The organism is Micromonospora sp. CPCC 206061 (assembly GCF_036906915.1).
In the GTDB taxonomy this organism is placed as follows: domain Bacteria; phylum Actinomycetota; class Actinomycetes; order Mycobacteriales; family Micromonosporaceae; genus Phytohabitans.
Genome location: NZ_JBAKHX010000081.1, coordinates 1 through 26,270 on the forward strand (window position 1 = coordinate 1; position 26,270 = coordinate 26,270).

The 26,270-nt window shown below is 68.6% G+C and carries 19 protein-coding genes, 1 tRNA gene and 2 pseudogenes; 14 read left to right on the forward strand and 8 right to left on the reverse strand.

Annotated elements, in window-relative coordinates; translation table 11 throughout:
- Positions 1-58: 58 nt before the first annotated feature.
- From V6V89_RS34095 to V6V89_RS34100, 3 genes and pseudogenes are all read right to left on the reverse strand, one after another.
- Positions 59-556, reverse strand: a complete 498-nt coding sequence (locus V6V89_RS34095) for a hypothetical protein (protein ID WP_334623682.1) — start codon at positions 554-556, stop codon at positions 59-61.
- Positions 557-581: 25 nt separating this feature from the next.
- Positions 582-992, reverse strand: a pseudogene (locus tag V6V89_RS41930) (FRG domain-containing protein); the annotation flags it as partial.
- 342 nt (positions 993-1,334) lie between these two features.
- Entirely contained in the window at positions 1,335-4,025 is a 2,691-nt protein-coding gene (locus V6V89_RS34100; RefSeq protein WP_334623684.1) for a BTAD domain-containing putative transcriptional regulator, read from the reverse strand.
- Positions 4,026-4,377: 352 nt separating this feature from the next.
- Here V6V89_RS34100 and V6V89_RS34105 point away from each other — a divergent pair, with 352 nt between their 5' ends.
- From V6V89_RS34105 to V6V89_RS41935, 3 genes and pseudogenes are all read left to right on the forward strand, one after another.
- Positions 4,378-6,372 carry an Hsp70 family protein gene (locus tag V6V89_RS34105; protein WP_334623685.1) on the forward strand — a complete coding sequence of 665 codons (1,995 nt, stop codon included), beginning with the start codon at positions 4,378-4,380 and terminating at the stop codon, positions 6,370-6,372.
- A gap of 193 nt (positions 6,373-6,565) precedes the next feature.
- Entirely contained in the window at positions 6,566-6,850 is a 285-nt protein-coding gene (locus tag V6V89_RS34110) for a hypothetical protein (RefSeq protein WP_334623687.1), read from the forward strand.
- A gap of 596 nt (positions 6,851-7,446) precedes the next feature.
- Positions 7,447-7,884: pseudogene (locus V6V89_RS41935) on the forward strand (recombinase family protein); the annotation flags it as partial.
- Positions 7,885-7,887: 3 nt separating this feature from the next.
- Here V6V89_RS41935 and V6V89_RS34115 read toward each other — a convergent pair.
- Both V6V89_RS34115 and V6V89_RS34120 read right to left on the reverse strand, forming a co-directional pair.
- On the reverse strand, positions 7,888-8,511 hold the full coding sequence (locus V6V89_RS34115) for a hypothetical protein (protein ID WP_334623688.1): 624 nt from the start codon (positions 8,509-8,511) through the stop codon (positions 7,888-7,890).
- A gap of 263 nt (positions 8,512-8,774) precedes the next feature.
- Positions 8,775-8,851, reverse strand: a tRNA-Leu gene (locus V6V89_RS34120).
- Between the two features lie 108 nt (positions 8,852-8,959).
- On the opposite strand from V6V89_RS34120, the gene V6V89_RS34125 reads away from it, so the two are divergent.
- The 7 genes from V6V89_RS34125 (at position 8,960) to V6V89_RS34155 (ending at position 15,976) form a co-directional block, all read left to right on the forward strand.
- Positions 8,960-9,577, forward strand: coding sequence for an ANTAR domain-containing response regulator (locus V6V89_RS34125; protein WP_334623689.1), 618 nt, complete (start codon positions 8,960-8,962; stop codon positions 9,575-9,577).
- A 7-nt stretch (positions 9,578-9,584) separates the two neighbouring features.
- Positions 9,585-10,766 (forward strand): hypothetical protein, encoded by a 1,182-nt coding sequence (locus V6V89_RS34130; RefSeq protein ID WP_334623690.1) that lies wholly within the window; start codon positions 9,585-9,587, stop codon positions 10,764-10,766.
- A gap of 228 nt (positions 10,767-10,994) precedes the next feature.
- Positions 10,995-12,149, forward strand: a complete 1,155-nt coding sequence (locus tag V6V89_RS34135) for a branched-chain amino acid ABC transporter substrate-binding protein (protein ID WP_334623691.1) — start codon at positions 10,995-10,997, stop codon at positions 12,147-12,149.
- A gap of 62 nt (positions 12,150-12,211) precedes the next feature.
- Positions 12,212-13,153 carry a branched-chain amino acid ABC transporter permease gene (locus V6V89_RS34140; RefSeq protein WP_334623692.1) on the forward strand — a complete coding sequence of 314 codons (942 nt, stop codon included), beginning with the start codon at positions 12,212-12,214 and terminating at the stop codon, positions 13,151-13,153.
- Positions 13,154-13,205: 52 nt separating this feature from the next.
- The gene (locus V6V89_RS34145; protein ID WP_334623694.1) at positions 13,206-14,351 is read left to right on the forward strand and encodes a branched-chain amino acid ABC transporter permease; all 1,146 of its coding nucleotides are present in this window, start codon (positions 13,206-13,208) and stop codon (positions 14,349-14,351) included.
- Positions 14,344-15,276 (forward strand): ABC transporter ATP-binding protein, encoded by a 933-nt coding sequence (locus V6V89_RS34150; RefSeq protein WP_334623695.1) that lies wholly within the window; start codon positions 14,344-14,346, stop codon positions 15,274-15,276. The genes V6V89_RS34145 and V6V89_RS34150 overlap by 8 nt, the downstream gene beginning before the upstream one ends.
- Positions 15,266-15,976, forward strand: a complete 711-nt coding sequence (locus V6V89_RS34155) for an ABC transporter ATP-binding protein (RefSeq protein WP_334623696.1) — start codon at positions 15,266-15,268, stop codon at positions 15,974-15,976. Before V6V89_RS34150 ends, V6V89_RS34155 begins: the two co-directional genes overlap by 11 nt.
- A 46-nt stretch (positions 15,977-16,022) precedes the next feature.
- On the opposite strand, the gene V6V89_RS34160 is transcribed toward V6V89_RS34155, so the two are convergent.
- The gene (locus V6V89_RS34160) at positions 16,023-16,820 is read right to left on the reverse strand and encodes an SAM-dependent methyltransferase (protein WP_334623697.1); all 798 of its coding nucleotides are present in this window, start codon (positions 16,818-16,820) and stop codon (positions 16,023-16,025) included.
- A 176-nt stretch (positions 16,821-16,996) separates the two neighbouring features.
- Here V6V89_RS34160 and polA point away from each other — a divergent pair, with 176 nt between their 5' ends.
- Positions 16,997-19,693 (forward strand): DNA polymerase I, encoded by a 2,697-nt coding sequence (gene polA, locus V6V89_RS34165; protein WP_334623698.1) that lies wholly within the window; start codon positions 16,997-16,999, stop codon positions 19,691-19,693.
- A 496-nt stretch (positions 19,694-20,189) separates the two neighbouring features.
- Here the strand turns inward: polA and V6V89_RS34170 are convergent, their stop codons facing one another.
- Complete coding sequence (locus tag V6V89_RS34170) at positions 20,190-20,996, reverse strand: class I SAM-dependent methyltransferase (RefSeq protein WP_334623700.1); 807 nt, start codon at positions 20,994-20,996, stop codon at positions 20,190-20,192.
- Positions 20,997-21,056: 60 nt separating this feature from the next.
- Here V6V89_RS34170 and V6V89_RS34175 point away from each other — a divergent pair, with 60 nt between their 5' ends.
- The 3 genes from V6V89_RS34175 to coaE all read left to right on the forward strand — a co-directional run bounded on the left by V6V89_RS34175 (position 21,057) and on the right by coaE (position 24,390).
- Positions 21,057-21,551: a M50 family metallopeptidase gene (locus V6V89_RS34175; protein WP_334623701.1), complete on the forward strand. Its 495-nt coding sequence runs from the start codon at positions 21,057-21,059 to the stop codon at positions 21,549-21,551.
- A gap of 282 nt (positions 21,552-21,833) precedes the next feature.
- Positions 21,834-23,324: a 30S ribosomal protein S1 gene (rpsA, locus tag V6V89_RS34180; RefSeq protein WP_334623702.1), complete on the forward strand. Its 1,491-nt coding sequence runs from the start codon at positions 21,834-21,836 to the stop codon at positions 23,322-23,324.
- Positions 23,325-23,484: 160 nt separating this feature from the next.
- Positions 23,485-24,390 carry a dephospho-CoA kinase gene (gene coaE, locus V6V89_RS34185; RefSeq protein ID WP_442935277.1) on the forward strand — a complete coding sequence of 302 codons (906 nt, stop codon included), beginning with the start codon at positions 23,485-23,487 and terminating at the stop codon, positions 24,388-24,390.
- Here coaE and V6V89_RS34190 read toward each other — a convergent pair.
- Positions 24,383-25,921: a hypothetical protein gene (locus V6V89_RS34190; RefSeq protein WP_334623703.1), complete on the reverse strand. Its 1,539-nt coding sequence runs from the start codon at positions 25,919-25,921 to the stop codon at positions 24,383-24,385. The genes coaE and V6V89_RS34190 overlap by 8 nt on opposite strands.
- Between the last annotated feature and the right edge of the window lie 349 nt (positions 25,922-26,270).

Genomic DNA, 26,270 nt, shown 5'->3' on the forward strand with positions numbered 1-26,270 from the left:
CTGCCCCAAACCAGGTCAGACAGACGGCATTACCCGATCAACGTTCAAAGACGCGGCACTAGTCGAGCTGCCCGCGGGCGAAAGCCTCTCGGAACCCATCGACATCCGGGAAGAGAACCCGCCGCCGGCGGTTATAGGTGCGCTTGAGCGGACCGCGCAGCTTGTCCTTGACCGCCGCGGGGATCACAATCGCGCAGAACGGCAGGTTTACCGGCCGGCCAGGGCCTTCCTCGGTCCTCAACAACTTCTGCAGCCTCTCATCGCCCGGGGCGGGGCCGAGCGGGTTCAGCCCGAGGACTCCGGGCGCTGTGTGCCGCTTCGGCACGGCGCTGCCCAGAAAGAAGCCCTCCTGCGCCTTCATCCGCTCGTCAGGAAGCGCGGGAAACGCTCTGAACATGGCGGACGTCCTATCTGAGGCGTCGAGGGCATGCTTGTAGGTCGCGCCGAGTGGGGTGGACTGATGGGCATAGGTGAGGCCCTCGCCGTGCTGGAAGGTCTCGAACCAGTCTGTACCTAACGTCCACGGCGAACAGTACGCCGGGGCTGCGCTTGACACTTGCGTCCTCTCTGGGGCGGTGCTCCTCGGTGGCGAACCATAGTGCCGTCATCGGGTTTGAGGTCACGTCAATGAGACGGGTAGGTACACCGTGGTGTTGAAGTACAGCTAGGAGGTGAAGATCTGTGGCCGAGGGTCCCAGGTCCCGCCCGAGCCCCCATCGCCTGGCCTCCACAAGGATCGCCAGTTCCTCGTCCCGCATCAGGCTCTCAGTCACTTCTCGGCCGTTCTTAGCAAGCCTCCGATATAGGGAGGAACTGAAGTCGTAGGCCGCGTCATTCTGGCCGCGCCACGCGTACGTTCGGTCCTTCGCCAGAAGCGCTATGTGACTAATCAAGCGGAGAAGCTGGTGTGGCGTCTTCGCCTCGATGCCCCAGCCATGGGCCAACCAGGTTTCGAACGTGGGCGGTTTCACGAGCCGATAATATATGTGCACGCTGCCTCGACCGTAGAGGCGAAAGGCTGCGGCGGCAACCGCTCCAAGGCAAGAAGAGCCAACGCAGATGTCGGCAAGAACCCTCTGGCGGGATTTGCCCGGTGCGACGTCGTGTGGGCCGTTGACGTCAACATCCCGTCGCGGTCGACAACCTCGGCTAACGACTGCTGTTCTTCACAACGGTGCCACACTCTGGGTTCTAGCCATCCCGTGGATCAGCCTTGAGGCCGTCGACGAAGCCAAGCTCGGCAGCTTCGGCATCGGTGAGGCTGTAACGGACCGTAGTCGGCTCTTCTCAGTGGATCCGCGTCTCCGTCGAACGGAAGCCATGCTGATCCGGTCTCAGCGGTGCGGGTTGGCGCGGAGTCGGGTGGCTAGGTCGATGGTGTCTTGGGTTGGTTCGGCGTCGAGGTCGGCGAGGGCTTTGGTGAGGGCGCGTAGCAGGTTCCGGATGCCGTCCCTGTCGCCGAGGGCGTGGCGGGCGTGCATGGCTTTGCGGTAGAGCTGTTCGTTGTGGCGGTCCAGGATGATCGCGGCCTCGAGTAGGTCGGATGCGGCTTGCGGGTCGGTGTGGACCAAGTCGTCGGCGAGTAGCAGGTGGGCTTCGGTGACCCATTGCCGGGCTTTCTCGCGGTGGGGTTCGATCCAGTCGTAGTCGCAGCCGTCTGCTAGTGGCGCGGTGTACAGGTCGCAGGCTTGGCGCAGCAGCGTGGCGCGGAGCGGTGAGGTAGCGAGCCGGGCACGGTGGAGCAGGTCACGTAGCTCCCATAGGTCGACGTCGACGGTGGTGGGGTCGAGCCGGTAACGGGCGGCCGGGCCACGTTTAAGGACGTATCCGCCGGGTCGTAGACCGGCGGCGGTGCGGCCAAGGACGTGGCGCAGGTTGGATGCGTTGGTGTGCACCTGCTGGTCGGCGGCGCGTAGACGGGAGTCGGGAGCGAGGTGTTCGCCGACGGTGCGGGTGTCGGCGCCGTCGGGGTGGCAGGCCAGATAGACGGCCAGTTCGGCGGCCTTGCTCCGCAACGGTCGGCCGGGGTGTACGAGGTCTTCCACGCGTGGCGTGCCGAAGACACGCAGCCGTGCCTTGAGCCCCGTATCAGATCCGTCCGGCGAGGTGCCGGCGGCATCCCCGAGTGTCTCCTCTACGGGGACCATCGGGGCGGCGGCGTGGGGTTCCGGGGGCGGCGCTGCGGGTGGTTGCCCGGTGTGCGCTTCGCGCAACGTGTCTAGGAAGGCGATTGCGTCCGGGGTGGGTAGGACGGTGACGCGGTGGGAGATCGACTCGACTGGTGGCCCGTCGACGGTGTGGGTGTGGCCGTCGGCGGCGACGTGGATGGTGGTGCCGTGCGGCCACCGGCCGACTAGCAGGGCGGTGACGTCCAGGTCGGCGCCGAGACCGATGACGGTCCGGGTGCGCGTTTGCTGGCCGGGCGGCGGGGTTGCGGTGATCAGCAGGATCGGGGGGAGGGCTTCCTCGGTGGGGGCGTGTTCGCGGAGGGTGTCCAGGTCGGTGATGGTGTGTTCGTCGAGGATGCGGGCACGGTGCAGCAGTCGGGTGTCGAGCACGCTGAGTGCGTGGTCCAGGTGGTCGGTGACGTGTAGGCGTGGCCATGACGCTAGGGCGGTGTCGGGGCCGAGCAGCAGGGTGAGGGTGGCTTGGTCGATGACGACTTCGCCTTGCCGGTCAGGGTCGTGTGGGCCGCCGGAGGCGAGCATGGTGATGAGCGCGCCGCGGGCGGCGGCGTGCGCGCCGTCGCCGACTACGCCGATGCCGCCGGCGGGCAGCAGCGGCTGAGCCGGCACTTCAGCGGCCCGTGTCGCGAGGTCGGGTGGCGTTGGTTGGCGGCGGCTGAACTGCCGTTGAACCTCCATGACCGGCTTCGGCAGTTCCGCTGTATTAGAAACTGGGCTGGTGTCGGCTGGTGTGAAGCGGCGGCGGCGTTGCAGCCACACCATCGCGGCGGCTGCGCTGATGGCGCCGGCGAGGGCCCAGGGTACGAACCCGCCACCGGGCAGCGTCACACCGTCGCCGTCGGCAGCTGCCGTGTTCTGCGGACTCGGGTCGGCCGGCGATGACGTGGGATCTACATCGGCGTCCCTGGTCGGCGCCGTGGGGTGGGCGGGCTCTACCACGCCGTCCGTGTCATGCGACGGCGACGGGTGCGGCGGTGCCGTACTCGGGGTTTCCGGTGCGGGCGGCGGCGGTGTTGTCGGCGGCCGACGCGGCACCGCATCGCCCGGGGGTTTGGCGTCCGGCGGAAGGATCAAATCCCAGCCCGGATAGATCAGGTCGCAGTCGCGAAGCCGTCCGCCCACCGGAAAGTGCCGATGCCGGTTCAGGTCGCAGATCTCCGGCCACCGATCCAGGTCCCCCAACCACTGGCGGGCGATCTTGGAGAGGGTGTCGTGGCGCTCCACGACGTAGCTGTAACTGGCCGCGCCGACGTGAATGATCGCCGGACCACGTGCAGCCGTCGTCCCCGAAGGCCCGCCCACCCCCGATGCGCCTTCGGCGGCTGGGACGGCGACGGCCGGGCCCGCAGGCGGCGGTTCGGTGCTGGGCCGGACGGTGGCGGTCAAGGTCACCGCAGCCGTACCGGCCAACCCGAACAGCAGCCGATGCAGCGGCGCCGGCAGCCGAGGCACCGCGATCCGCCACCGCGTCACCTCGATGAACACAGAGCCGAGTAGTAGCAGCGCCGCGGTTGCCCACAGCAGCCACACGATCAGCAGCAACGCTGTGGGCAGCACCTCCCGTGGCGTGTTGGGCACGTCGCCGGACTCGGTCACCCACGCCCACGTCTGCTGCCAGGACGGCAGCAGTTCCAACGGGTTGCCCCAGAGCCGCCACAACACCAGCGGAGGCGCGCTCAGGAACAGCAAGCCTCCGACCACGCCGCGGGCCACTCGCGCAACGGTCGACAGCAGCGACCGCGCCGAGCGCATCGGCGGGGCGGCCGGGAGCCACACTCCAGCCGACCGCCCGTACTCGGCGGTCTTGCGCCGCACTTCAGCCGATGGTTCCTGCGTCACACCCGCCTCCCTCGGACTGCTCCTGGTTCACTCGTGGCTGCCGGTTGTCAGTCAGCAGATCCGCAGAACTCGCTTCCGCGCTGGAGCGCGACGCGAGTCGGCCACCGTCCCATCATCAACGCTGCTTCACCATCAGCAACCTCAATATCACAGATCGCATCCCGAGGCAGGGGCCGATCCTCGTCCAAAGTGAACCCCGTTCACCACAGCGGACCAGGCAGGGAGGTTGCGTTATCGCTTCCACTACGCCGTCGCTACCCGATAACGCAGGGGTTTTCACCATCCGTAGATCGACGGCTATGCAGGATCTTGGGTCAGCGCCGGCCGGTCACGCTTTGGCACACTGCCTGGCATGCAGGGGCCAGTCCGGCTGGGCATCGACCTCGGTGCCGCGCACGTGGCGGCGGTTATCGCCCTGCCCGGCGGACCATGGCTTCCCCTGATGCCCGACGGCTTGGCCACCTTGCCCTCCGGCGTCTACGTGGACCCGGAAACGGCGCTCCTGGTTGTAGGGGAGCCCGGGCGCGCAGCGGCGCTGGCGCGGCCGGACTGTTACGTGGCCGATCCCTTATCCGGATTCGCGACGAACTCCACGACCGTGACCCTGGCAGGTCGTGCCATCGAGGTGGTCGAACTCGTCGCCGCGGTGATGCGCCGCCTGGCTGCCGAGGCCCAAACTCTGTCCGGCAGAGCACCGTCTGGTGTGGACATCGCGGTGCCGGCCAGTTGGGGACCACGGCGCCGAGAACGCCTGCAACAGGCCGTCGCCCGCGCCGGCCTCCCGCCGGCGACGCTGGTCACCACACCGGTCGCGGTCGTCGCGCACATGACCGCATTGGCGGGCCTGCCGATACCGGCCGGCAGCTGTGTGCTGGTCTGCGACGCCGGAGCGGTCAGCCTGGAGTTGTCCGTCGTCCAACACGCCACCAACGGTCTCAATGTGCTCGCCACCGCCGCCTACCCGGACGCGGGCGGTAACGCCGTCGACGACAAGCTCGCCGAGGCTGCGGCCCGACCACTCATCGACGCCGAACCCGACCGGTGGCAGCAGCTACTCACACCGGACACCGTGGACCAGCTCCGGGAGCATCGAGCGCTGTGGCAGGCCGCCCGAACCGCCAAGGAAGCCCTTTGGCAACAACAGCAAGCCGTCATACCGCTACCGGCCAGCTACCCACCTGCGGTGGTCGACCGCGACACCCTCACAGAAGCATCCGCCGAGATCCTCACCCCGCTACCGGACCGGATCGAGTACCTGGTGGCCGCCGCTGATATCGACCGCAGTCACCTGACGGCCGTGGTGCTCACCGGAGGCGGCGCCCGGCTGCCCGGCCTCGCCGAAGCGGTGGCCACCCACACCGGTCACCAGCCCGCGATCCCCAGCCGCACGGACATCGCCGCCGCCGACGGCGCGCTTCGCGTGGCGGACCCCTACCGCGTGGCCACCTACACGGGACCGGCGCAGGCGCCCAGGATCCGGTTCCGGGCTCGGGATCTGACCGTACCGTTGTTGATCTGGATCGCCTCCGTGCTGCTGCTGTGGCAGGCGATCGAAACGACCCGCAAATGGATGGGACCGCATCCGCTTTCGATCGCGGCCGTCGAGACGCACATGGAGATCGTCGCCCTGGCCGGTGCGCTCGCCGCACTGTCCACACTCGCCGTCGCGTACCTCGGTGTCGCCACCATGATCGGCAATCCGCCAGCCGGTGCCGGACCGCCCTCGACAGGCTCGCTGATGCGGCGCATCTACCCCGCCGCCGCCCTCGTGAGTCTGGCCCTGGCCAGCGTCTACGCGATGATCATGCCCGTCGCGATCCCCAGCCGCTACCAGGACGGATGGATCCCAGTCGGCCCCTACCTACGCTGGAGCATGTTCGGCGCGGCCTTCGCCGTCACCGCGGCCATCCTCATCACCGTCATCGGCCCGCGCATCCCACCGCACGCCCTGTCCGACTGGCTCCCCGCTGGACGACCCCCGCTGGCAGCGATCCTGACCGGAAGCCTCGGCGTCCTGCTGATGACCGCGGCCGGATGGGGCAGCTTCCCCGCCTCAGTCATCGGACACTACGACCTCGTCGCCCGCGCCGGCGCCATCCTGACCGCAATCGCCGTCGCAGGCCTCCTGACCCGACGCTGGCTCCTCCGGATCGCGGTCGCCGTCATCCTGGCGGCGGCCGGCGTCATCGTCTACGGCCTGACCACCGCCGACGCCCTACGCTACGCACTCCTGGTCGCGCTCGCCTGGTGGTGCACCCTCCTGATCGGCCACACCCTCCGCGCCGCCTTCCCCACCCTCAACGCCACCATCCAGCGCTGGCTGCAACCGGCCGCGCCACCCGGGTGACGGGCCTGTCTCGATGGGAAGTACACCCCACCCATCGGCCCTGCGCCTCGCCCGAGCGAATCACCCACTAAGCGGCCAATGACGAGGCCGTGACCCGCCGGGACGGACGACCCGGACGTCGAGTAGTGGTTTAGATCAGCTCGGCATCGAAAGGTCTTTCACATCAAAGACTCCGTGCGGAGCCGAGAAAGGAATGGAACCCAATGAAAAGAACCGTCATTCACTGCCCAAAACAGGGGGAACTATGCCACAAGAAAACGATATTCCGGCCGCCGTCGACTATCCTGGAACAGTCGAAACACGGCCAGGGAACAACGGTACGGAACGCACGGAACCAACGGTTCTGGTCGAACTGGTCGTGGTGGATGGGCCAGAAGGTCAGAAACTGCATGCGGCTCAAGGTGAGGTCGTCTATCGAATTCTCACCAGCCTCGCTGAGAAAAACGAACAAACCCTTCAGGAAGAGAATCGCCTATGACTACCACCGTCGACCTCCCTGATGCGACTGCCAACGACGGCATGAGTGTGCTGTCCTGGCTGCAAACCGTCGCGGATCACAACAGCCCCGACGACGTCGCGCCCACGATCATCCCGGTGGCGTGGATGGGCCGGACCTCGACCGACGACCAGCAGGACCCAACCCTGTCCCTGCCCCGTCAACTGGAGAACACTCGCCGGGCACTACCAGCCCCATTCGTGATCGTCGCGAAGTTCTACGACATCGAGTCCGGCCGCAAGGACCTCGAACACCGCGGCCAAGGCAACGCCCACGAACGATTTGACATCCCCATCGCCCGCGACGGCGGAATCGCGGACATGCTGGAGGAAGCAAAACGCCCCGACCGCCGATTCGTCGCGGTCGCGTGCGAGTCCATCGAACGGGTAGCGCGAGTCAGCTACTTCAGCACAAAAATCGAGTACGAGCTCGCCCAGAACGGGGTGGCTCTACTGGCCGCCGACGAGGGCATCAAACCCGATGCCCTACAACGCACCGGTGGTGAACGTCCAAAGAAGGCGACGCAGATCCTGACCCGACGAGTCAAACAGGCTATCGCCGAGTGGTACGTCATCAACATGCTGGAACTGTCGTGGGACGGTGCCAAGGAACACACTCGGCAAGGGTGGAACATCGGCAAGCCGCCCTACGGCTACCTCGCCGAACGTCATCCCCACCCGGTCAAAGCTAAACGCGACGACGGCAAGACGAAGACCAGGCTTGTGCCTGATCCGCTACGCGCCCCGGTCGTTACGCAGATCTTCCAGTGGCGGGCCCTGCAACGCCTCGGCGTGCAAGACATCGCTCACCGGCTCAACGCCGACCTGGACAGGTACCCGCCGCCACAGCCGATCCCCGGCAAGGGCCGGCGGACCGTGGGCGCCTGGACCAAGTCCTCGGTGCGCGATCTGCTGGTCAACCCGAAGTACACCGGCTACATGGTCTGGAACCGGCGTAAGCGGTCACGACCCGAGCGCAACGCACCGGGCCAGGTCAACCCGCCCAACGAATGGGTCTGGTCACCCCGCCCGACCCACGAACCGCTCGTTACCAGGACGATCTTCGAGGCCGCCACTCCGATCGCCCGGTTCCGTCAGGGCTCGCGCGGCGGCGCTGGCCCCAACGCCGCGCACCGGCAGGCCAAACGGAGCTACGTGCTGCGCTCGTACGTCATCTGCGGTGTATGTAACCGGAGGATGATCGGCAAGGCCAGGATCCGAAGTGAGCAGATGACCATCTACTACTCCTGCGTCACCAACCTCCAGCACCACAAGGACCAGCCCTGGTATCACGAGCACCCCAAGTGCATCGTCGTACGCGAAGATCACATCCTGTCCGTGGTCGGCAGGTTCTTCGCGGAGCGCATCCTCGGTCCGCAGCGCGGGCTGTACCTCAACCAGCGACAACAGAATGCCGACCAGGACCCCGGTCCGGCCGCCCAGCGGGCGGCTCTTCGCACCCAACTTGATCAACTTGGCCGGGGGCAGGTCAACGTCATCAAACAACTGGAGCAGTACGAGCCGACCGGCGACGACGACATCGACACCCAGTGGCGGGCCGCGCTGCAACGCCGCTTCGCGGAGATCACCACGGAACGCCGCTCCGCTACGCGGAAGCTGGAAGCACTCGACCAACAGGAGCACGACCGCCGTACCGGCAACCCGGCTCTGCTTGACCTACTGCCACAAGGCGCCGTCGACCTGACGCTGTTGTCCGAGGCGGAGCAACGGGAGCTGTATGACGCCTTCCAACTCCAGATCCGCTACGACCGCGCCAGGCATCAGGTGACACTCCGAGTCACGATCTACGCGGAGGCGGTCGGCGCGATCAAGGCAAAGATCGAGGCAGCGAAGCCTGACAAGACCAAGATCAACAAAGACGCCCCAGGGGCGCGTTCCCTTGCTGGTGGTGCCCCCGGTGGGATTCGAACCCACACTGTCGGAGGTTTGAGCTCCGTTCCTCTGCCGGTTGGGATACGGGGACGTTACAGGCCGGGTCTGGGGATCGGCCGGGACCAGACTACCCACTACGCTGAGAGCGACGGCATCCGACTGGCGGGGTGTCGAGGGAAAGTGCGAGGGGTAGGGCTACGTGGCCGAGACGCAGGCGGGTGGCGAGCGCAGGCGGGTGCTGATCGCCGAAGATGAGGCGCTCATCCGGCTTGACCTGGCCGAGATGCTCGTCGAAGAGGGCTACGACGTGGTCGGCGAGGCTGGCGACGGTGAGACCGCGGTGCGCCTGGCAGAGGAGCTGAAGCCGGATCTCGTCATCCTCGACATCAAGATGCCGATCATGGATGGCCTGGCCGCCGCGGAGCGGATCGCGGGTGAGCGGGTCGCGCCAGTTGTGATCTTGACCGCGTTCAGCCAGCGTGACCTGGTCGAGCGCGCTCGGGCAGCCGGCGCCATGGCATACCTGGTGAAGCCGTTCCAGAAGAGTGACCTGGTGCCGGCGATCGAGATCGCGCTGTCGCGGTACCAGGAGATCTCGGCCCTGGAGTCCGAAGTCGCCGGGCTGACTGACCGCCTGGAGACCCGAAAGGTCGTCGAGCGTGCCAAAGGCACGCTCATGACGACCTACAGCATGACCGAGCCGCAGGCTTTCAAGTGGATCCAGCGGACGGCGATGGACCACCGGATGACCATGCGCGAGGTCGCCGAGCGCATCCTGGCCGAGACGCCGGAGAACCCGCCGGCCGACGCGGGCTGAGGCCGTAGTGGCGCGCCGGGTGGGTTCGGCGGTGCTCGTCGCCATGCTCGCCACCGCGAGCGCCGGCGGCTGCGGGTCCGATCCCGATCCCGACCCGGTGGTACGCCCGGCGTGGTCGGAGCTCACCCTGCCGATGCCCGCCGGAGCGGCCGGGCGGTTCATGCCACGGGCCGCGGCCGCGTGTGACGGCAAGTGGTACATCGTGGGCGCGACCGCCGGCGCCGACGGCGTGACCCAGCCGGCGGCGTGGGTGAGCACCGACATGCAGACGTGGACATCGCTCACGATTCACGCCGAGAGCTACTACGGCAAGCAAAACGTGATCTACACGGCGGGCTGCCGCGAGGGCAGGCTGGCGGCGGTCGGCGGCAAGGTCGGCGGCGCGCACGGCAACCCGCGGGTCAGCAGCTGGTATCAGCAGCCCGACGGCTCGTTGACGGAGGTGAGGGCCCGGTTCGAGTTGTACGGCGGGCCGGTCGCGATCAACGTGTCGCGGATGGCGGCCGGGCCGAAGGGCTGGATGATCACCGGCAACAGATACAGCGGTGCGGCGGTCTGGACGTCGGCGGACTCGGCGAAGTTCGAGATCCTGGAGGACGCGCCGGAGCTGTCCAGTGACGAGCGCGGCGAGACGTGGGCGGCCGACGTGGTCGTCGCACCCGACGGCTGGCTGGTGGCGGGCGGATTCATCGCCGCTGGGCGCACCGACCGCGACCCGATGGCCTGGCGCTCGACCGACGGCGTCACCTGGCGCCGGACGGCGGCGCCGGGCGAGGCGGAGTACGACGAGTTCCAGCGGGCGGCCGTGTCGGACGACGGCACGGCCTACGCGGTCGGGCTGCGCGGCCTGAAGTTCGGTGCCTGGCGGCTGGAGGGCGACCAGTGGCAGGCCCGCGCGCGCTTCGGTGGGTCCAGTGGTGCCAGTGTGTTGTCGGTGAGCGGGCTGACCGCCACCGGCGAGCAACTCGTGACGACGGTGTCCGATGGCGCCCGGTACGCGGTGTGGCTGTCGCCGGACGGCGGCGCCTCCTGGCGTACGGTCGCCGCGCCCACGGCGATGCCGTGGGGCGCCAACCAGGCGGCGTCCGTGTTCGAAGCCGATGGCCGCCTCCTGCTGTTGGCCGACGAAGGGCAGGTCGGGAGGGTTTGGCGCACGGAGAGCCCTCTGGGCGCCGGCCCGGAGAAGTGAAAAGGCCAGACATATAAGGAGCGATTCGGCGTCCGATGTTACGGGAGGGGGCAGGTTGGCGCTCGTGTTTGTAACGGTTTCGCAAGTGCCAGCCCAAGCTCTTCCGACATCGGTATGAGGGCCAGTACGCTCCGCCATCACGAGCCGCAATGCGGGCGGCGGTTCCGCGCCGGGCAACAGCCTGTGTGATGCTATTCGCTGCCTGTCTCTGGAGGAGGTCAGAAAGCCGTGAGGCGAAAGTATGTACGGGCGCTCGGGGGCGTCGCCCTGGCGGCGGCCATGGTCGCCGCTGTCGGGTGCCAGGACTCTGGCGGTGACGACAACGCGTCCGGCGATGGCACCTGTGGTGGCAAGATCGCAATCTTCGGCGCGTTCACGGGTCCGAACGCCGGCCTGGTGATCCCGTCGCTCAACGGTGCCAAGCTGGCCGTCAAGCAGCACAACGCGGAAAACGCCGACTGCCAGGTGACCCTGCAGGAGTTCGACACCCAGGGCGCGGCCGAGCAGGCCACCCCGATCGCCAACCAGGTCGCTCAGGACCAGTCCTTCACCTCGGTCATCGGCGGTCACTTCTCGGGCGAGTCGAAGGCCACCATGCCGACCTACGAGGCTGCCGGCCTGGTCATGGTCAGCCCGTCGGCGACCGCCACCGAGCTCACCGCGGCGGGTAACAAGGCGTTCCACCGGGTCGTCGGCAACGACGCCACCCAGGGTGAGGCCGCCGCCGTCTACTTCAAGAACACGCTGAAGTCGCAGAAGGTCTTCGTCATCGACGACGGCAGCACCTACGGCGCGGGCATCGCCGCCGAGCTGACCAAGGGCCTCGGTGCGCAGGTGGTCGCCAGCGACAAGGTGCAGACCGACCAGACCAACTTCGACGCCACCATCTCCAAGATCAAGGCGGCCCAGGCCGACGCGATCGCCTACGGTGGCTACACCAACGAGGCGGCGCCGCTGCTCAAGCAGCTGCGCGCGGCCGGCGTGACCGCCAAGTTCCTCGGCTTCGACGGCCTGTACGACCCGGCGTTCCCCCAGGGCGCTGGCGCCGGCGCCGAAGGTGCGATCGTCACCTGCCCGTGCCTCCCGGCCGCTGAGGCTGGTGGCACCTTCTCCGCCGACTTCGAGAAGGAGTACGGCGTGGCGCCCGGCTCCTACGGCGCCGAGGGTTACGACGCCGCGAAGGTCCTGCTCGACGGCTACAAGGACGGCAAGTCCACCCGCAAGGAGCTGCTGGACTGGGTTGACGCCTACGACAAGGAAGGCGTCTCGAAGTACATCAAGTTCGCGGACACGGGCGATGTTGACCCGAGCAAGGTCGTAATCTGGGCCTACGAGATCAAGGGCGGCCAGATCACGCCACAGTCGGAGATCAAGCTCAGCTGAGCGTCATGACCGTAGACGGCCGGGGGAGAACCCCCCGGCCGTCGCGGTATGAAGGGACTTTCGTGGACTTTGATGCTCTGTTCGGGCACCTTGGCCAACACACCGTGGACGGGTTGTCCAAGGGCTCCATCTACGCGCTCGTCGCGCTGGGATACACGCTGGTCTACGGCGTGCTGCGACTGATCAACTTCGCGCACTCCGAGGTCTTCATGATCGGCACCTTCACGGTGGTCGGTACCTGGAGCGTCCTCGGCGCGACCGACTCGCCCGCGATCGGCACGGTGATCCTGCTGCTGCTCGCCGGCCTGGTTGCGGCGGCGGCAGCGTCCGGCGCCACCGCCGTCGCGGTGGAACGGATCGCATACCGGCGGCTGCGGCGCATGAACGCCCCGCCACTCATCTTCCTGATCACCGCGATCGGCCTGTCGCTGGTCCTGTCCGAGGCATTTGGTCTGTGGCAGGGCCGGCTGGTCAAGGGCATGCCGACCATCGTGGAGCGGTCGGTGCTCTTCACGATCGGCAACACCGAGATCACCAACATTCAGGCGATCACGGTGGTCGCGGCGTTGGCCATGATGTTCGGCCTCGACGTGTTCATCAACCGCACCCGCTACGGCCGGGGCGTGCGGGCGGTGGCGCAGAACCCAGATACGGCCGCACTGATGGGCGTCAACAAGGACCGGGTGATCGCGCTGATCTTCCTGCTCGGCGGCCTGCTGGCCGGCGCCGCCGCGCTGCTCTACTGCCTCCGGTACGGCAACACGCGCTTCAACGTCGGCTTCGTGCTGGGCCTCAAGGCGTTCACCGCGGCGGTTCTCGGCGGCATCGGCAACCTGCGCGGGGCGCTGCTCGGCGGCCTGCTCCTCGGCGTCGTCGAGGTGTATGCGGCCACGCTCACCTCGTCGAACTGGGAAGACGTGGCCGCGTTCGTGGTGCTGGTCGTCGTGCTGCTCTTCCGGCCGACCGGCTTGCTCGGAGAGTCACTCGGGAGGGCACGGGCATGACGCACCCCACGCAAATGCTCCGCTTCGATACACATTTCCGCGGGGGCCCCGCATGACCGAGACACTTCGCGAGATCAACGATCGGCGCCAGCGACTGACCGCCGGCATCGGCGAACGCGTGCGGGCCCTTCCCCGGTGGCAGAAGGCCCTCGGTCTCCTCGCGTTCGTCGCCTTTCTGTACTACCTGCCGTATCTCGGCGTCCCCGGGCTCACGTGGTTTCGGACCGACTACATCCCGCAGGGCAACAACTGGGCCGGCGTGCTCTTCAGCTGCGCGATCTACGTGCTCATCGCGATCGGGTTGAATATCGTGGTCGGTCTGGCCGGCCTGCTCGACCTGGGTTACGTAGGGTTCTACGCCATTGGCGCCTACAGCGTCGCGCTGTTCGGCTCCACTCAGTCACCGGTTGTCAAGGCGCTGCAGAATCGGTTCGACCTCTCGGAACAGTGGGCGGTCAGCTGGGCGATCTGCATTCCGCTGGCGATCGCCTTCACGATGATCTCAGGCGTGATCCTGGGCTGGCCGACACTGCGGTTGCGAGGCGACTACCTCGCCATCGTGACGCTCGGTTTCGGCGAGATCATCCGGATCGTGGCGCGTAACTCGGCGTGGACCGGAGGTCCGCAGGGCATCGCGGCCATTCCGGGACCGGAGGGGGCGCCCTCGGCTGACAATACGATTTTCGGCCTGATCGACCCGAAGCCGTGGTATTGGCTGGCGCTGACCGTGGTCATCGTCATGGTGTTCGCGGTGCGGCGGCTGGAGCACAGCCGGGTCGGCAGGGCATGGCTGGCGATCCGGGAAGACGAAGACGCGGCCGCCGTGATGGGCGTACCTGGCTTCAAGTTCAAGCTGTGGGCGTTCGCGATGGGCGCGGCGCTCGGCGGCCTCTCCGGGTTCCTCTTCGCCAGCCGGAACGCGTTCATCGAGCCGACCCAGTTCAACGTCTACCTGTCCATCCTGTTCGTGGCGGCCGTCGTGGCCGGCGGCGCCGGAAACATCCCGGGCGTCGCGATCGGCGCGTTCCTGCTCGCGTACCTGCCGGAACGGTTCCGGGACTTCTCGGAGTACCGGACGCTGGCCTTCGGCTTGGCACTGGTGCTGGTCATGCTGCTGCGGCCGCAGGGCTTGATACCCAGTCGGCGCAGGGCGCGTGAGCTGGCCGACCGGAGGAAGGAGGCACCGGCCAATGTCTGAGCCCGAAGACCTGGTGTCCCTGGCCGCGTCGGAGCAGCCCCGGCGCGACGACCTGCTGGTGGTCGACCACGTCACGCTCCGGTTCGGCGGTGTGGTGGCGCTCGACGACGTCAGTTTCGAGGTGCGCCGTGGCGAGATCCTCGGACTGATCGGCCCGAACGGCGCCGGCAAGACCACCTGCTTCAACGCGATGACCGGGGTCTACCGGCCCACCTCCGGCGAGGTCCGGTTCGACGGTGAGCGGGTATCCGGCCGCAAGCCGCACCAGATCAACCGGATGGGCATCGCGCGGACGTTCCAGAACATCCGGCTCTTCCCGGAGATGACGGCGCTGGAAAACGTCATGGTGGGCACCGACTCGCAGCACTTCACGAGCGTGCCGGGCGCCCTCTTCCGCCTGTACCGCAAGCGCGCCAAGCCCGAGGAGCTGCCGGTCGTCGACAGCGACAACGGCCTGGTGCGGGCCTGGCAGCAGACCCGGCTCGCGTTCGCCAAGGTGTTCGGGATCTCCCGGCACACCCTGGAGGAGCGGGCCGGCGAGCAGAAGGGGATGGCGCTGCTGCGGTTCGTCGGCATCGCTGACCGGGCCAACGACCTGGCGCGCAACCTGCCGTACGGGTACCAGCGCCGGCTGGAGATCGCCCGGGCGCTCGCCACCGAGCCCAAGCTGCTCTGCCTCGACGAGCCGGCGGCCGGGTTCAACCCCGCGGAGAAGGAGCAGCTGCTCAAGCTGATCCGCGACATCCGCGATAAGGGATACACCGTCCTGCTCATCGAGCACGACATGCGCCTGGTCATGGGTGTGACCGACCGGATCGTGGTTCTTGAGTTCGGTAAGAAGATCGCCGAGGGCCCACCCGCCGAGGTGCGGGAAAACCCGAAGGTGATCGCCGCGTATCTGGGGGTACCCGCCGATGCTTCTTGAGATCGAGAATCTGACCCTCCGGTACGGCCGGATCGAGGCGCTGCACGGCATCAGCATCACGGTCGCCGAGGGCGAGATCGTGGCCCTCATCGGCGCGAACGGTGCCGGCAAGACCACGACCATGCGGGCCGTCTCCGGCCTGCGTCCGGTGGCCACCGGCAGCATCAAATTCGCGGGCGAAGACATCACCAACCTCCGCGCCGACCTTCGGGTCATCCGGGGCATCTGCCAGTCACCCGAGGGCCGGGGCATCTTCCCCGGTATGACGGTGCTGGAAAACCTGGACATGGGCGCGTACACCCGGCGCGACACGAGCGCGATCGCGTCCGACCTCGACCGGGTGTTCGGGCTGTTCCCACGCCTCGCCGAGCGGCGAAAGCAGGCGGGCGGCACGCTCTCCGGCGGTGAGCAGCAGATGCTCGCGGTCGGGCGGGCGCTGATGGCCCGGCCGAAGCTGCTGCTGCTCGACGAGCCCTCGATGGGGCTGGCGCCGATGGTGATCCAGCAGATCTTCGAGATCATCACGGAGATCAACCAGCAGGGCACCACGATCCTGCTGGTCGAGCAGAACGCCCAGCAGGCGCTCTCCCGCGCGCACCGCGCGTACGTGCTGGAGACCGGCAAGATCGTGCAAGAGGGCACCGGTCAGGAGCTGCTGACCGACAGCCGGGTCCGCGACGCGTACCTCGGCGTCGCCTGACGCTGTTTGGTGAGGGCCCGGCGCACGCGCCGGGCCCTCACAGCGTTCACGGCTTGCGCGCCACCCCGGCGAACGACGACACCATGCCGCCGACCTCGTCCTCGTCGGCGCGCCAGCGCGCCGGATCCACCAGACCGGGATCGACCAGTTCCAGGCCCGCGAAAAAGCCAGCGATCTCGTCGTGCGTGCGCATCGCGACAGGATTCACCTTCGTGTACCGCTCAGCGGCGGCCTGCTGCTCCGGGGTGAGCGTCTGAGGTGGGGTCGTGACCTGCGAAAGCGCGAGGTAGCTGCCCGGCGCGACCGCGTCCATCAGCTTGGCGATCATCGTGGCGGGTGCGTCGGAGTCGGGGATGAAGTGCAGCACCGCCACCATCAGCACCGCGACCGGCTCCTTCAGGTCGAGCCGCTCGTGCAACTCGGGCGAGGCGAGCACGCCCTCGACGTCGCGGACGTCGGCGTGGATCACCGTCACCAGGTCGTCTTCGGCCACGATGGCCCGGCTGTGCGCGACCGCCACCGGGTCGACGTCGACGTAGACCACCCGGGCGTCCGGCGTCACGCTCCGCGCGGCCTCGTGCACGTTGCCCACCGTGGGGATGCCCGAGCCCAGGTCGAGAAACTGGCGTATCCCGGCACCGGCCAGGTATTCCACGGCGCGGCGCAGGAAGCCGCGGTTGGCGTGCGCGGCCAGCCGCACCTCGGGGGCAACCGCGATCACCTGCTCGGCCATCTGCCGGTCGACGGCGAAGTTGTGCAGGCCGCCAAGCATGTAGTCGTAGATGCGAGCCGGGCTCGGCCGATCCAGGTCGACCTCTGGCGGTGCCCACGCCGGCCGGTCCATCCGCGCCTCCTTCGATGAGTTGGGACCCGGTCACAGTACGGCGTTTGCGGGCGGCGGGGTGCCCCGCTAGCCGGCGTGGCGCGCCGGCCTCGAGACCCGCGCGATCGGAGCGAGCGCCAACCAGCACAGCGTGCCCGCCGGAGGAGTGTCGGTGGGTCGGACTAGAGTCGCTATTTGTGACAGAAACGAAGCCGCGCCTGCTCCTGCTCGACGGTCACTCGCTCGCCTACCGGGCGTTCTTCGCCCTGCCGGTGGAGAACTTCTCGACACATACCGGGCAGCCGACCAACGCGGTCTTCGGCTTCACCTCGATGCTGATCAACATGCTGCGCGACGAGCGGCCGACGCACATCATCGTGTCGTTCGACGTGTCGCGACAGTCCTTCCGCACCGAGAAATACGCGGAGTACAAGGCCGGCCGGTCGGAGACGCCCGCACCCTTCCAGGGGCAGGTCAGCCTGGTCAAGGAGGTCCTCGACGCGCTGCGGATCCCGGTCGTGGAAAAGCCGGGCTACGAGGCCGACGACGTGATCGGCACGCTGACCATGCAGGGCCGCGAGGCCGGCATGGAGGTGGTGATCAGCACCGGTGACCGCGACGCGTTCCAGCTGGTCGACGAGCACGTGACCGTGCTCTACCCGGTGCGCGGCGTCTCAGAGGTCTGGCGGATGACCCCGGAGGCGGTCGAGGCGAAATACTTCGTGCCCCCCTCGCAGTATCGGGACAAGGCCGCCCTGGTCGGTGAGACCAGCGACAACCTGCCCGGTGTTCCGGGCGTCGGCGACAAGACCGCGGCCAAGTGGATCAAGGAGTACGGCGGGCTCGAAGGCGTCATCGCCAACGCCGACAAGATCAAGGGCAAGGCCGGCGACAACCTGCGCGCCCACCTGGCCAGCGTGATGCGCAACTACGAGATCAACCAGCTCGTGTGCGACCTTGAGCTGCCGCTGCGTCCCGAAGACGCCCGGTGGCAGGGCTGGGATCGCGAGGCGGTGCACCAGGTCTTCGACGCGCTGGAGTTCCGGGTCCTGCGCGAGCGGCTGTACCAGTACCTCGACGCCGTCGAGCCGGAGGCCGAGTCCGGGTTCGAGCTCGACGGCTACGTCCTGGCCGGCGGCGAGGTGGCCGGGTGGCTCCAGGCGCACGCGCCGTCGGGCTCGCCGCTGGGTGTCGCCGTGGCCGGGCGGTTCGGCCGGGGCACGGGCGAGCTGATCGGTGTCGCGCTGGCCGCCGCCGACGGTCCCGCCGCGTGGTTCGACCCCGCCGAGCTCGGCGAGGCCGACGAGGCCGCCGTCGGTGCCTGGCTAGCCGACCCCGAGCGGCCCAAGGTGATCCACGACAGCAAGCCGGCGCTGCTCGCGTTCCGCGCCCGCGGCTGGGAGCTGCGCGGCGTCACCCGCGACACGGCGATCGCGGCCTACCTGGCCCGCCCCGACCAGCGCACCTACGACCTGACCGACCTGGCCCTGCGCTACCTGCACCGCGAGCTGCGGGTCGACGCGCCCGAGACCGGCCAGCTCACGCTCGACGGCTTCGGCTTTGGCGACCCAGCCGGTGAGGCGTCAAACAACTTGATGCTCCGCGCCCGGGCCACGCTCGACCTGGCCGGCGCGATCGACGCCGAGCTGTCGCGCGACGGCGAGCTGTCCCTGGAGCTGATGGCCGACGTCGAGCTGCCGCTGGTCGAGATCCTCGCCGAGATGGAGCGCACCGGCATCACCGCCGACACCGAATACCTCTCGGGTCTGGAGAGCCACTTCGCGGCCGAGGTCAAGGCGGCTGCCCAGGCGGCATACGCGGTCGTGGGGCGCGAGTTCAACCTCGGCTCGCCCAAGCAGCTGCAGGAGATCCTGTTCGGCGAGCTCGACCTGCCGAAGACCAAGCGCATCAAGAGCGGCTACACCACCGACGCCGACGCGCTGCAGGGCCTGTTCGCGCAGACCGGCCACCCGCTGCTGGAGCACCTGCTGCGACACCGCGACGTCGCCAAGCTCAAGTCCACTGTCGACGGTTTGCTGAAGTCGGTTTCCGACGACGGTCGCATCCACACGACGTACTTCCAAACCGTCGCCGCCACCGGCCGCCTCTCGTCGACCGACCCCAACCTGCAAAACATCCCCATCCGCACCGAGGAGGGCCGGCGGATCCGGCGGGCGTTCGTGGTCGGTTCCGGATACGAGTGCCTGATGAGCGCCGACTACAGCCAGATCGAGATGCGCATCATGGCCGACCTGTCCAAGGACGAGGCGCTGATCGACGCGTTCAACTCGGGCGCCGACTTCCACGCCGCGACCGCGTCGTCGGTGTTCGGCATCCCGCTGTCCGAGGTCACAGCCGACCACCGTCGCAAGATCAAGGCGATGAACTACGGCCTGGCGTACGGGCTGTCGGTCTACGGGTTGTCCCAGCAGCTCGGCATCCCAACCGAAGAGGCGCGGGCGCTGATGGACGAGTACTTCGAGCGGTTCGGCGGGGTGCGCGACTACCTGCACGCGGTGGTGGCGCAGGCGCGGCAGGACGGCTACACGCAGACCATCCTCGGTCGCCGCCGGTACCTGCCCGACCTGATCAGCGACAACAGGCAGCGGCGCGAGATGGCAGAGCGGATGGCCCTCAACGCCCCGATCCAGGGCTCGGCCGCCGACATCATCAAGGTGGCGATGCTGCACGTCGACAAGGCGCTACGCGCCACCGGGATGCGGTCGCGGATGCTGCTTCAGGTGCATGACGAGCTGGTGTTCGAGGTGGCGGAAGGCGAGCGCGACGCGGTCGAGGCGCTGGTGCGCCAGGAGATGGGCAACGCCTACCCCCTGTCGGTCCCGTTGGAGGTCTCCGTAGGCGTGGGCCAAGACTGGAACAGCGCCGACCACTAACCCCGCCGTCGCGCCCGCGTTCCGTGCTCTCTGCGGCGCGCCCCTTGATCGATGCGATGTTCCTCGATCGGCGCCCCTCCGGGCGCCGATCGTGTGCGGCCCGCCGTCCGCGCGGGATGCGGCAAAGACCGAACGGAGATCGCGACCCTGGACTCGTGCCCGGCGGCGACGGCGGCGGGGAGTGCGGCGATTCGCCCGCTCCATACGCACGACCTAGGGCAATCTCGATGTGCGGCGATGCCCGCCGCCGGCGCCGCCACCTTGCCCGTTGCTCAAACGGCCGGGTTGGGTGTAATCGCTGCCGCTGCGCCGCCACTCGTTCTCGCGCTGGCGCCTGGTGTCGTCGTCGCCGGGCTGGTGCCGCCCGTCGATCAAGGCCGTTTGCATCGATCAAGGGCGAACGCACGTGGTTTTGAGATCCAACCACGTGCGTTCGTCCTTGATCAGCGGGGGGTGGGGGAGAGGCGTGGCCGCGCGGCGGACGCCCTGATCACAGCTAGGGCTTGGTGGATACGAAGATGGCGGTGCCGGGGAAGAGGCGGCCGCGCATCGGGCTCCATTGGCCCCATTCCTGGGTGTGGCCTTCGGGCCACTCGGGTTCGATGAGATCGCGCAGGACGAAGCCGGCGCCCACCAGCTCGCGGACGCGGTCGCCGAGCGTGCGGTGCTGCTCGACGTATGTGGGTACGCCGCCCTCATTGGACTCGACGTAAGGGCTGCGGTCGAAGTACGAGTGGACGGCGAGCAGCCCGCCCTCCCCCGGGTCGTCGAGGAAGATCCAGCGCATCGGGTGGGTCGCGGAGAAGACCCACAGGCCGCCGGGGCGCAGGACCCGGTGCACCTCGCGCATGGCGGCCGCCGAGTCGACCACGAACGGGATGGCTCCGAACGCCGTGCACACGATGTCGAACGCCCCATCGGCGAAAGGAAGGGCCAGCACGTCGGCTTGCGCCAGCGGTACCTGTACACCGGAGCGCGCGGAGGCCTCGACCGCGTGCCGCAACATGCCCGCGGACAGGTCGATGCCGACCACCTGGGCACCCTGCGTCGCGAGCCAGCGCCCGGCGGACGCCGCGCCGCAGCCGACCTCGAGCACCCGGTGACCGGCGACCGGCCCGAGGAGCCCGGCGTCGGCCTCGCGCAGGCCTTCCGGGCACCAGACGAAGTCGACGTCGCCGAGGAACGCCCCGTGTTCGGCCTGGTACGCGTCGGCGTCGCGGTCCCACCAGTGGCGGTTGGCGCGGCGGGTCTCGGCGTCGCCCAGCGGGCGGCGGGCCACGCGCGGGGCAGCCGTGTCTGTCACCCGATCATTCTGGCCCATCGGCCGCCATGGCCCGGCACCCGTGTCCGTATCCCCATAGAGATGATCAACGCCCGTCGATACGGTGCCTGCCGTGGGCGCGGCCTCGAAGATGACGTGGACGGCGGCGCTGCTGTCCTGGGTGCTGGCGGTGCCGCTCTGGTATGTCAGCAAGTTCGTCGTGTCCGTGGCCAGGCCGAGGCGGTGCTCTGGGCCAGCCTCGGGTTTCTGGTGGTCATGCTGATCGCCGTGCGCGGCCTCGTGGGGTGGCTGGTGGTGCCCGCGCTGATGGTGGTCATCGGGCTGGCGGCGGCGAAGGTCGACGCGCCCCTGCAGACGCTCTACGCGCACATGTGGGTCTGGTTCCTGCTTATCGGGGCGGTGCAGCGGATGCTCCTGTACGTCCGGCACAAGCACTACTACCAGGACGGAAGCGACACTCGCATCCTGGAGCGCCGGACGCTGGTCGCGAACGAGGTGTGGGTGCTCGTCCTGCTCGCCGGTACGATCGCGGCTCTCGCGTACGGCGGTGCGATGCTGTTGCGGACCGAGGTGTGACCAGCGCTACATCAGGGCTGGATGCGGGGCAATTCATGGCGTTTGGGAAACACACCGTACATCAGGTGGCGGTGGGGCTTGCACGCTGTGGTAATGCGCACGGTAAGCTGTTCGATGCACTCGCGGATCGTGGCCTCGGCAGGGAGTAGGTCCGCGGTCGACGGACACATCCCAGCATCACCGGCGATTCTGCATCATCGACGACGTTGCGCTGTGCCCGGCGGCGGGTCCGTGAGCGCGCGCAGGTTACCGCGACACCATCCGTTCGGAGCAACAGTCCACATGACGAGCAGCATCGAGGCCACCTCGAGCGCAAACAAGGTCACCGTCGACGACCTCGGGTCCGAGGAGGCGTTCCTCGCCGCGATCGACGAGACCATCAAGTACTTCAACGACGGCGACATTGTCGAAGGCACCGTCGTCAAGGTCGATCGGGACGAGGTCCTGCTCGACATCGGCTACAAGACCGAGGGCGTCATCCCCTCGCGCGAGTTGTCGATCAAGCATGACGTGGACCCCGCTGAGGTGGTGTCGGTCGGTGATCACATCGAGGCCCTGGTTCTCCAGAAGGAGGACAAGGAAGGGCGTCTGATCCTCTCGAAGAAGCGGGCGCAGTACGAGCGCGCCTGGGGCACCATCGAGAAGATCAAGGACGAGGACGGGGTCGTGCGCGGCTCGGTCATCGAGGTGGTCAAGGGTGGTCTGATCCTCGACATCGGGCTGCGCGGCTTCCTGCCAGCTTCGCTGGTCGAGATGCGCCGCGTTCGCGACCTGCAGCCGTACGTCGGCCGGGAGCTCGAGGCGAAGATCATCGAGCTGGACAAGAACCGCAACAACGTGGTCCTGTCCCGCCGGGCGTGGCTGGAGCAGACGCAGTCCGAGGTGCGCACCGAGTTCCTCAACAAGCTTGCGAAGGGCCAGGTCCGCAAGGGCGTCGTGTCCTCGATCGTCAACTTCGGCGCGTTCGTCGACCTTGGCGGCGTCGACGGCCTGGTGCACGTGTCCGAGCTGTCCTGGAAGCACATCGACCACCCGTCCGAGGTCGTCGAGGTGGGCCAGGAGGTCGAGGTCGAGGTTCTCGACGTCGATCTCGACCGCGAGCGTGTCTCGCTGTCGCTCAAGGCCACGCAGGAAGACCCGTGGCGCCAGTTCGCCCGCACCCACGCGATCCAGCAGATCGTGCCGGGCAAGGTGACCAAGCTGGTGCCGTTCGGCGCGTTCGTGCGGGTCGACGACGGCATCGAGGGCCTGGTGCACATCTCCGAGCTGGCCGAGCGCCACGTGGAGATCCCGGAGCAGGTCGTGCAGGTCGGCTCCGACGTGATGGTCAAGGTCATCGACATCGACCTGGAGCGCCGGCGGATCTCGCTGTCGCTCAAGCAGGCCAACGAGGGCTTCGTCGAGGGCGAGGAGCACTTCGACCCGACCCTCTACGGCATGGCCGCCACGTACGACAACGAGGGCAACTACATCTACCCCGAGGGCTTCGACCCGGAGACCGGCGAGTGGCTCGAAGGGTACGACAAGCAGCGCGAGACGTGGGAGCAGCAGTACGCTGAGGCCCGCCAGCGCTGGGAGGCCCACACCAAGCAGGTGCAGACCGCTCGTGCGGCAGACGCCGACGCGGCGGCCGCGCCGGCCCCGACCAATGGTGGCGGCGGCACGTCGTCGTCCACGGCGGCTCCGGCACGCCAGGCGGAGGAGCCCGCGGGCACCCTCGCCACCGACGAGGCGCTGGCCGCGCTGCGCGAGAAGCTCGCCGGCGGCAAGTAGATCTCAGCACCACCGACGGCCCTGGGGCCGGCGTCGCCTGGACTGAGCGACGCGCCGACGAAGTCGGTGCGCGGCGCGAGGGAAGGCGGCGCCCCTCAGGCGCCAGGGCAACGAGCACGGCCCCCGCACTTCGCGGGGGCCGTTTCGCTAACCTGGCGTCGTGCTGACGATCGGGCTCACCGGCGGTATCGGAGCGGGCAAGAGCGCGGTGGCGAGCCGCCTCGCCGCGCGAGGCGCGCTGCTCGTCGACTCCGACCGGCTGGCGCGCGAGGTGGTCGCGGCGGGGACGCCGGGATTGGCCGCCGTCGTGGCGGCCTTCGGCGATGGGGTACTGGGACCAGACGGCGAACTGGACCGGCCCGCGCTGGGCACTCGGGTCTTCGGCGACGAGGCGGCCCGGCGGCGCTTGGAGGCGATCGTGCACCCGCGGGTCCGCGAGCGCTCCGTCGAGCTGACCGCCGCCGCCCCGCCCGACGCGATCGTGCTCAACGACGTCCCGCTACTCGCCGAGGTGGGGCTCGCGCCCGCGTACCATCTCGTGATCGTGGTCGAGGCGGACGAAGCCACCCGCGTGGAGCGACTGGTGCGAGACCGGGGAATGCCCGCGCCGCAGGCGCGGGCGCGGATCGCCGCGCAGGCCGGCGACGCCGACCGGCGCGCGGTCGCCGACGTGCTGCTGCGCAACGACGCCACGCTCGACGACCTCGCCGCGCGGGTCGACGCGCTGTGGGACGACCGGCTCGTCCCTTACGAGGAGAACGTGCGGCGTGGGCGGGTGGCTGAGCCTGGTGCTCTGGTACGCCCGGAGGACTGGCCGCGGGTCGCCGCGCGGCTCGGGCACGTGCTGGGCGGCGAGCCACGCCTCGCGGACAATGGCGTGATCGAGGTGCACGGCTTCGGGGCCGGCGGCGCCTGGACCGAGCGACGGGCCGACGAAACCGGTGCGCGGCGCGCGGGAAGGCAGAGCTCGGGTGACGAGCTGGGTCTGGCGGGGTTCCCGCGGCTGGCGGACGGCCGGCACGGCAGCGCCGACCCCGGCCGCCCGGCCACCATCGTGCTTATTTGAGCTTTGGCACCCGACCCGGCTTGATGTCGAGCTGGCCGTAGGCGCCGATGCGGGTGCGCAGTTCGAGCCGCCGCAGGCCACCCGACTTGTCCACCCAGTACCTGATCGTGGCCTGCCCTCGCGCCCCGCCGACGTCGGCCACCTTCGAGATCTCGTACACGGTCACCGGCGTGCCGTCGAGCGTGTCCGCGCGCAGCCAGCGGGCCACCTTGCGGAGCTTCTTGGCGTCGTCGCGGCCGCTGCTGCTGACCGCGAGAGCCTCGTTGACCAACATGTCCAGGTCGAGGCCGCCGAGCGCGTCGCCACGGCGCACCCATGGGATGAGCTCCCAGCCCGTCTTCGCCGGCGGCAGCGGCGGCTTCTCCGCGTCCTTCTTCGCCTTCTGCACCGACACGCCCGCGCGGTTGACCCGCATGAGGTAGCCCTGGTCCTTCTCGTGTGCCAGGAAGTACGCCACCGTCGAGCGCCAGTCGATCCAGCCCTTGGCCTGGAGCGAGCCGGTTGGCAGCATCGGCACGTTGAGGGTGAGCTCGCCGCCGCCGACCGCGCGGTTCCGCTGGCGCATCGCCGCAAGCACGGCCGCCTCGCGGGCGGTCACCTGGCGCGGCTTGGCGCCCCGCCCGCCGAACGCGTCGATCGCGACCAGTTCGGGCCTGTCCTCGCGACGAAGCTCGACGGTTACCGGCAGGTCCTTGGTGAGCAGCGCCTCGAACTTGTGTAGGCGGGCGTCGCCGTCCAGCCAGTACTTCACGGCGCCGCCCATCGCGGCGAGCGAGCCGGGGGAGGGGGTGGGACTTGCGGGTCCTACCGGTTTGGCGGCGCTCGGCGTCGACGTTGGTTTCTTCGTCGGTTTCGTCTTTGGTGGTTTCGTCTTTGGTGGTTTCGTCTTTGGTGATGCCGTCTGTGGTGATGTCGTCTTTGTCGGTGTCGGCCGGGGTGGGACTGCCGGGCCGAGCAGGATGTCGACCGGGTGGTCGCTGATCTTGTCGCGGCCGATCCACTTGGCCTCGCTGCGCGCCAGCAGATCGGCCGCGTCGGGCTCCGCGCTGGCGATCGCGAACAGCAGAGCGAGGAACGAGTCGATCACCGCGGGCGTCGAGGAGGCGGCCGTGAACGGTCGTACGCTCCAGTTGTCGGTGGGCGGAACGGTGGGGGGCTCCACGGCGCGGCCCGGTCGGGTGGCCACGAGACCGGGTACCGACTGGAGGAGCCCGTCGTCCGGACTCGCTGTGGGCGTGGTGGCCGCGAGGTATACCAGCGGCCGGTGCCAGTCGACCCAGCCGGCGAGCCGGATCTCGCTGCCCGGCTTGCCCACCGTCGCCCGCAGGCCGACCCGCGCATCCTTGTAGTTGCGGGCGCGCATGCCGCCGAGCCGTTCCGCCTCCGCGGCGGTGAGCTGCCGGGCTTTGACGGGCTCGTTCGTGGGCGCGCACGAGACCAGGCCAGTGGCCATGCTGGCGAGCGTGCCGCCGCCGAGGCAGACGAGGGCGATGACGGCGACAATGCGGCGCCGGTCTTGGGTTCCCTTCACGGGAGGTTGAACTGGCTCAGCGCGCGAGAGGTGACGTGTTTTTTGGGCGTTCCTGCGTGCTTTGCGCGGGTGCGCTCGTCGCGGTGGGCGACGGTTCTGGATTTGGGGCGCTCGCGGCGGCCGGTCAGCGCGTCCTGCGCGACCACTCGAGTGCGCTCACCGACTAGCCGCCGGGGCTGCAACCCTGCGTCGGGGGTGCCCAGCCGGTGTGGAGGCCCGGTCACCTGCCCGATCGGCCGCCGCGAGCGGCCTACACTTAAGACGGTAGCGCGGTGATCTTTCCCACACAATGACAATATCGAAGTTGATCGTAGACGTTACCTGGGCGGGCGAATGTTGTCGGTGGGGC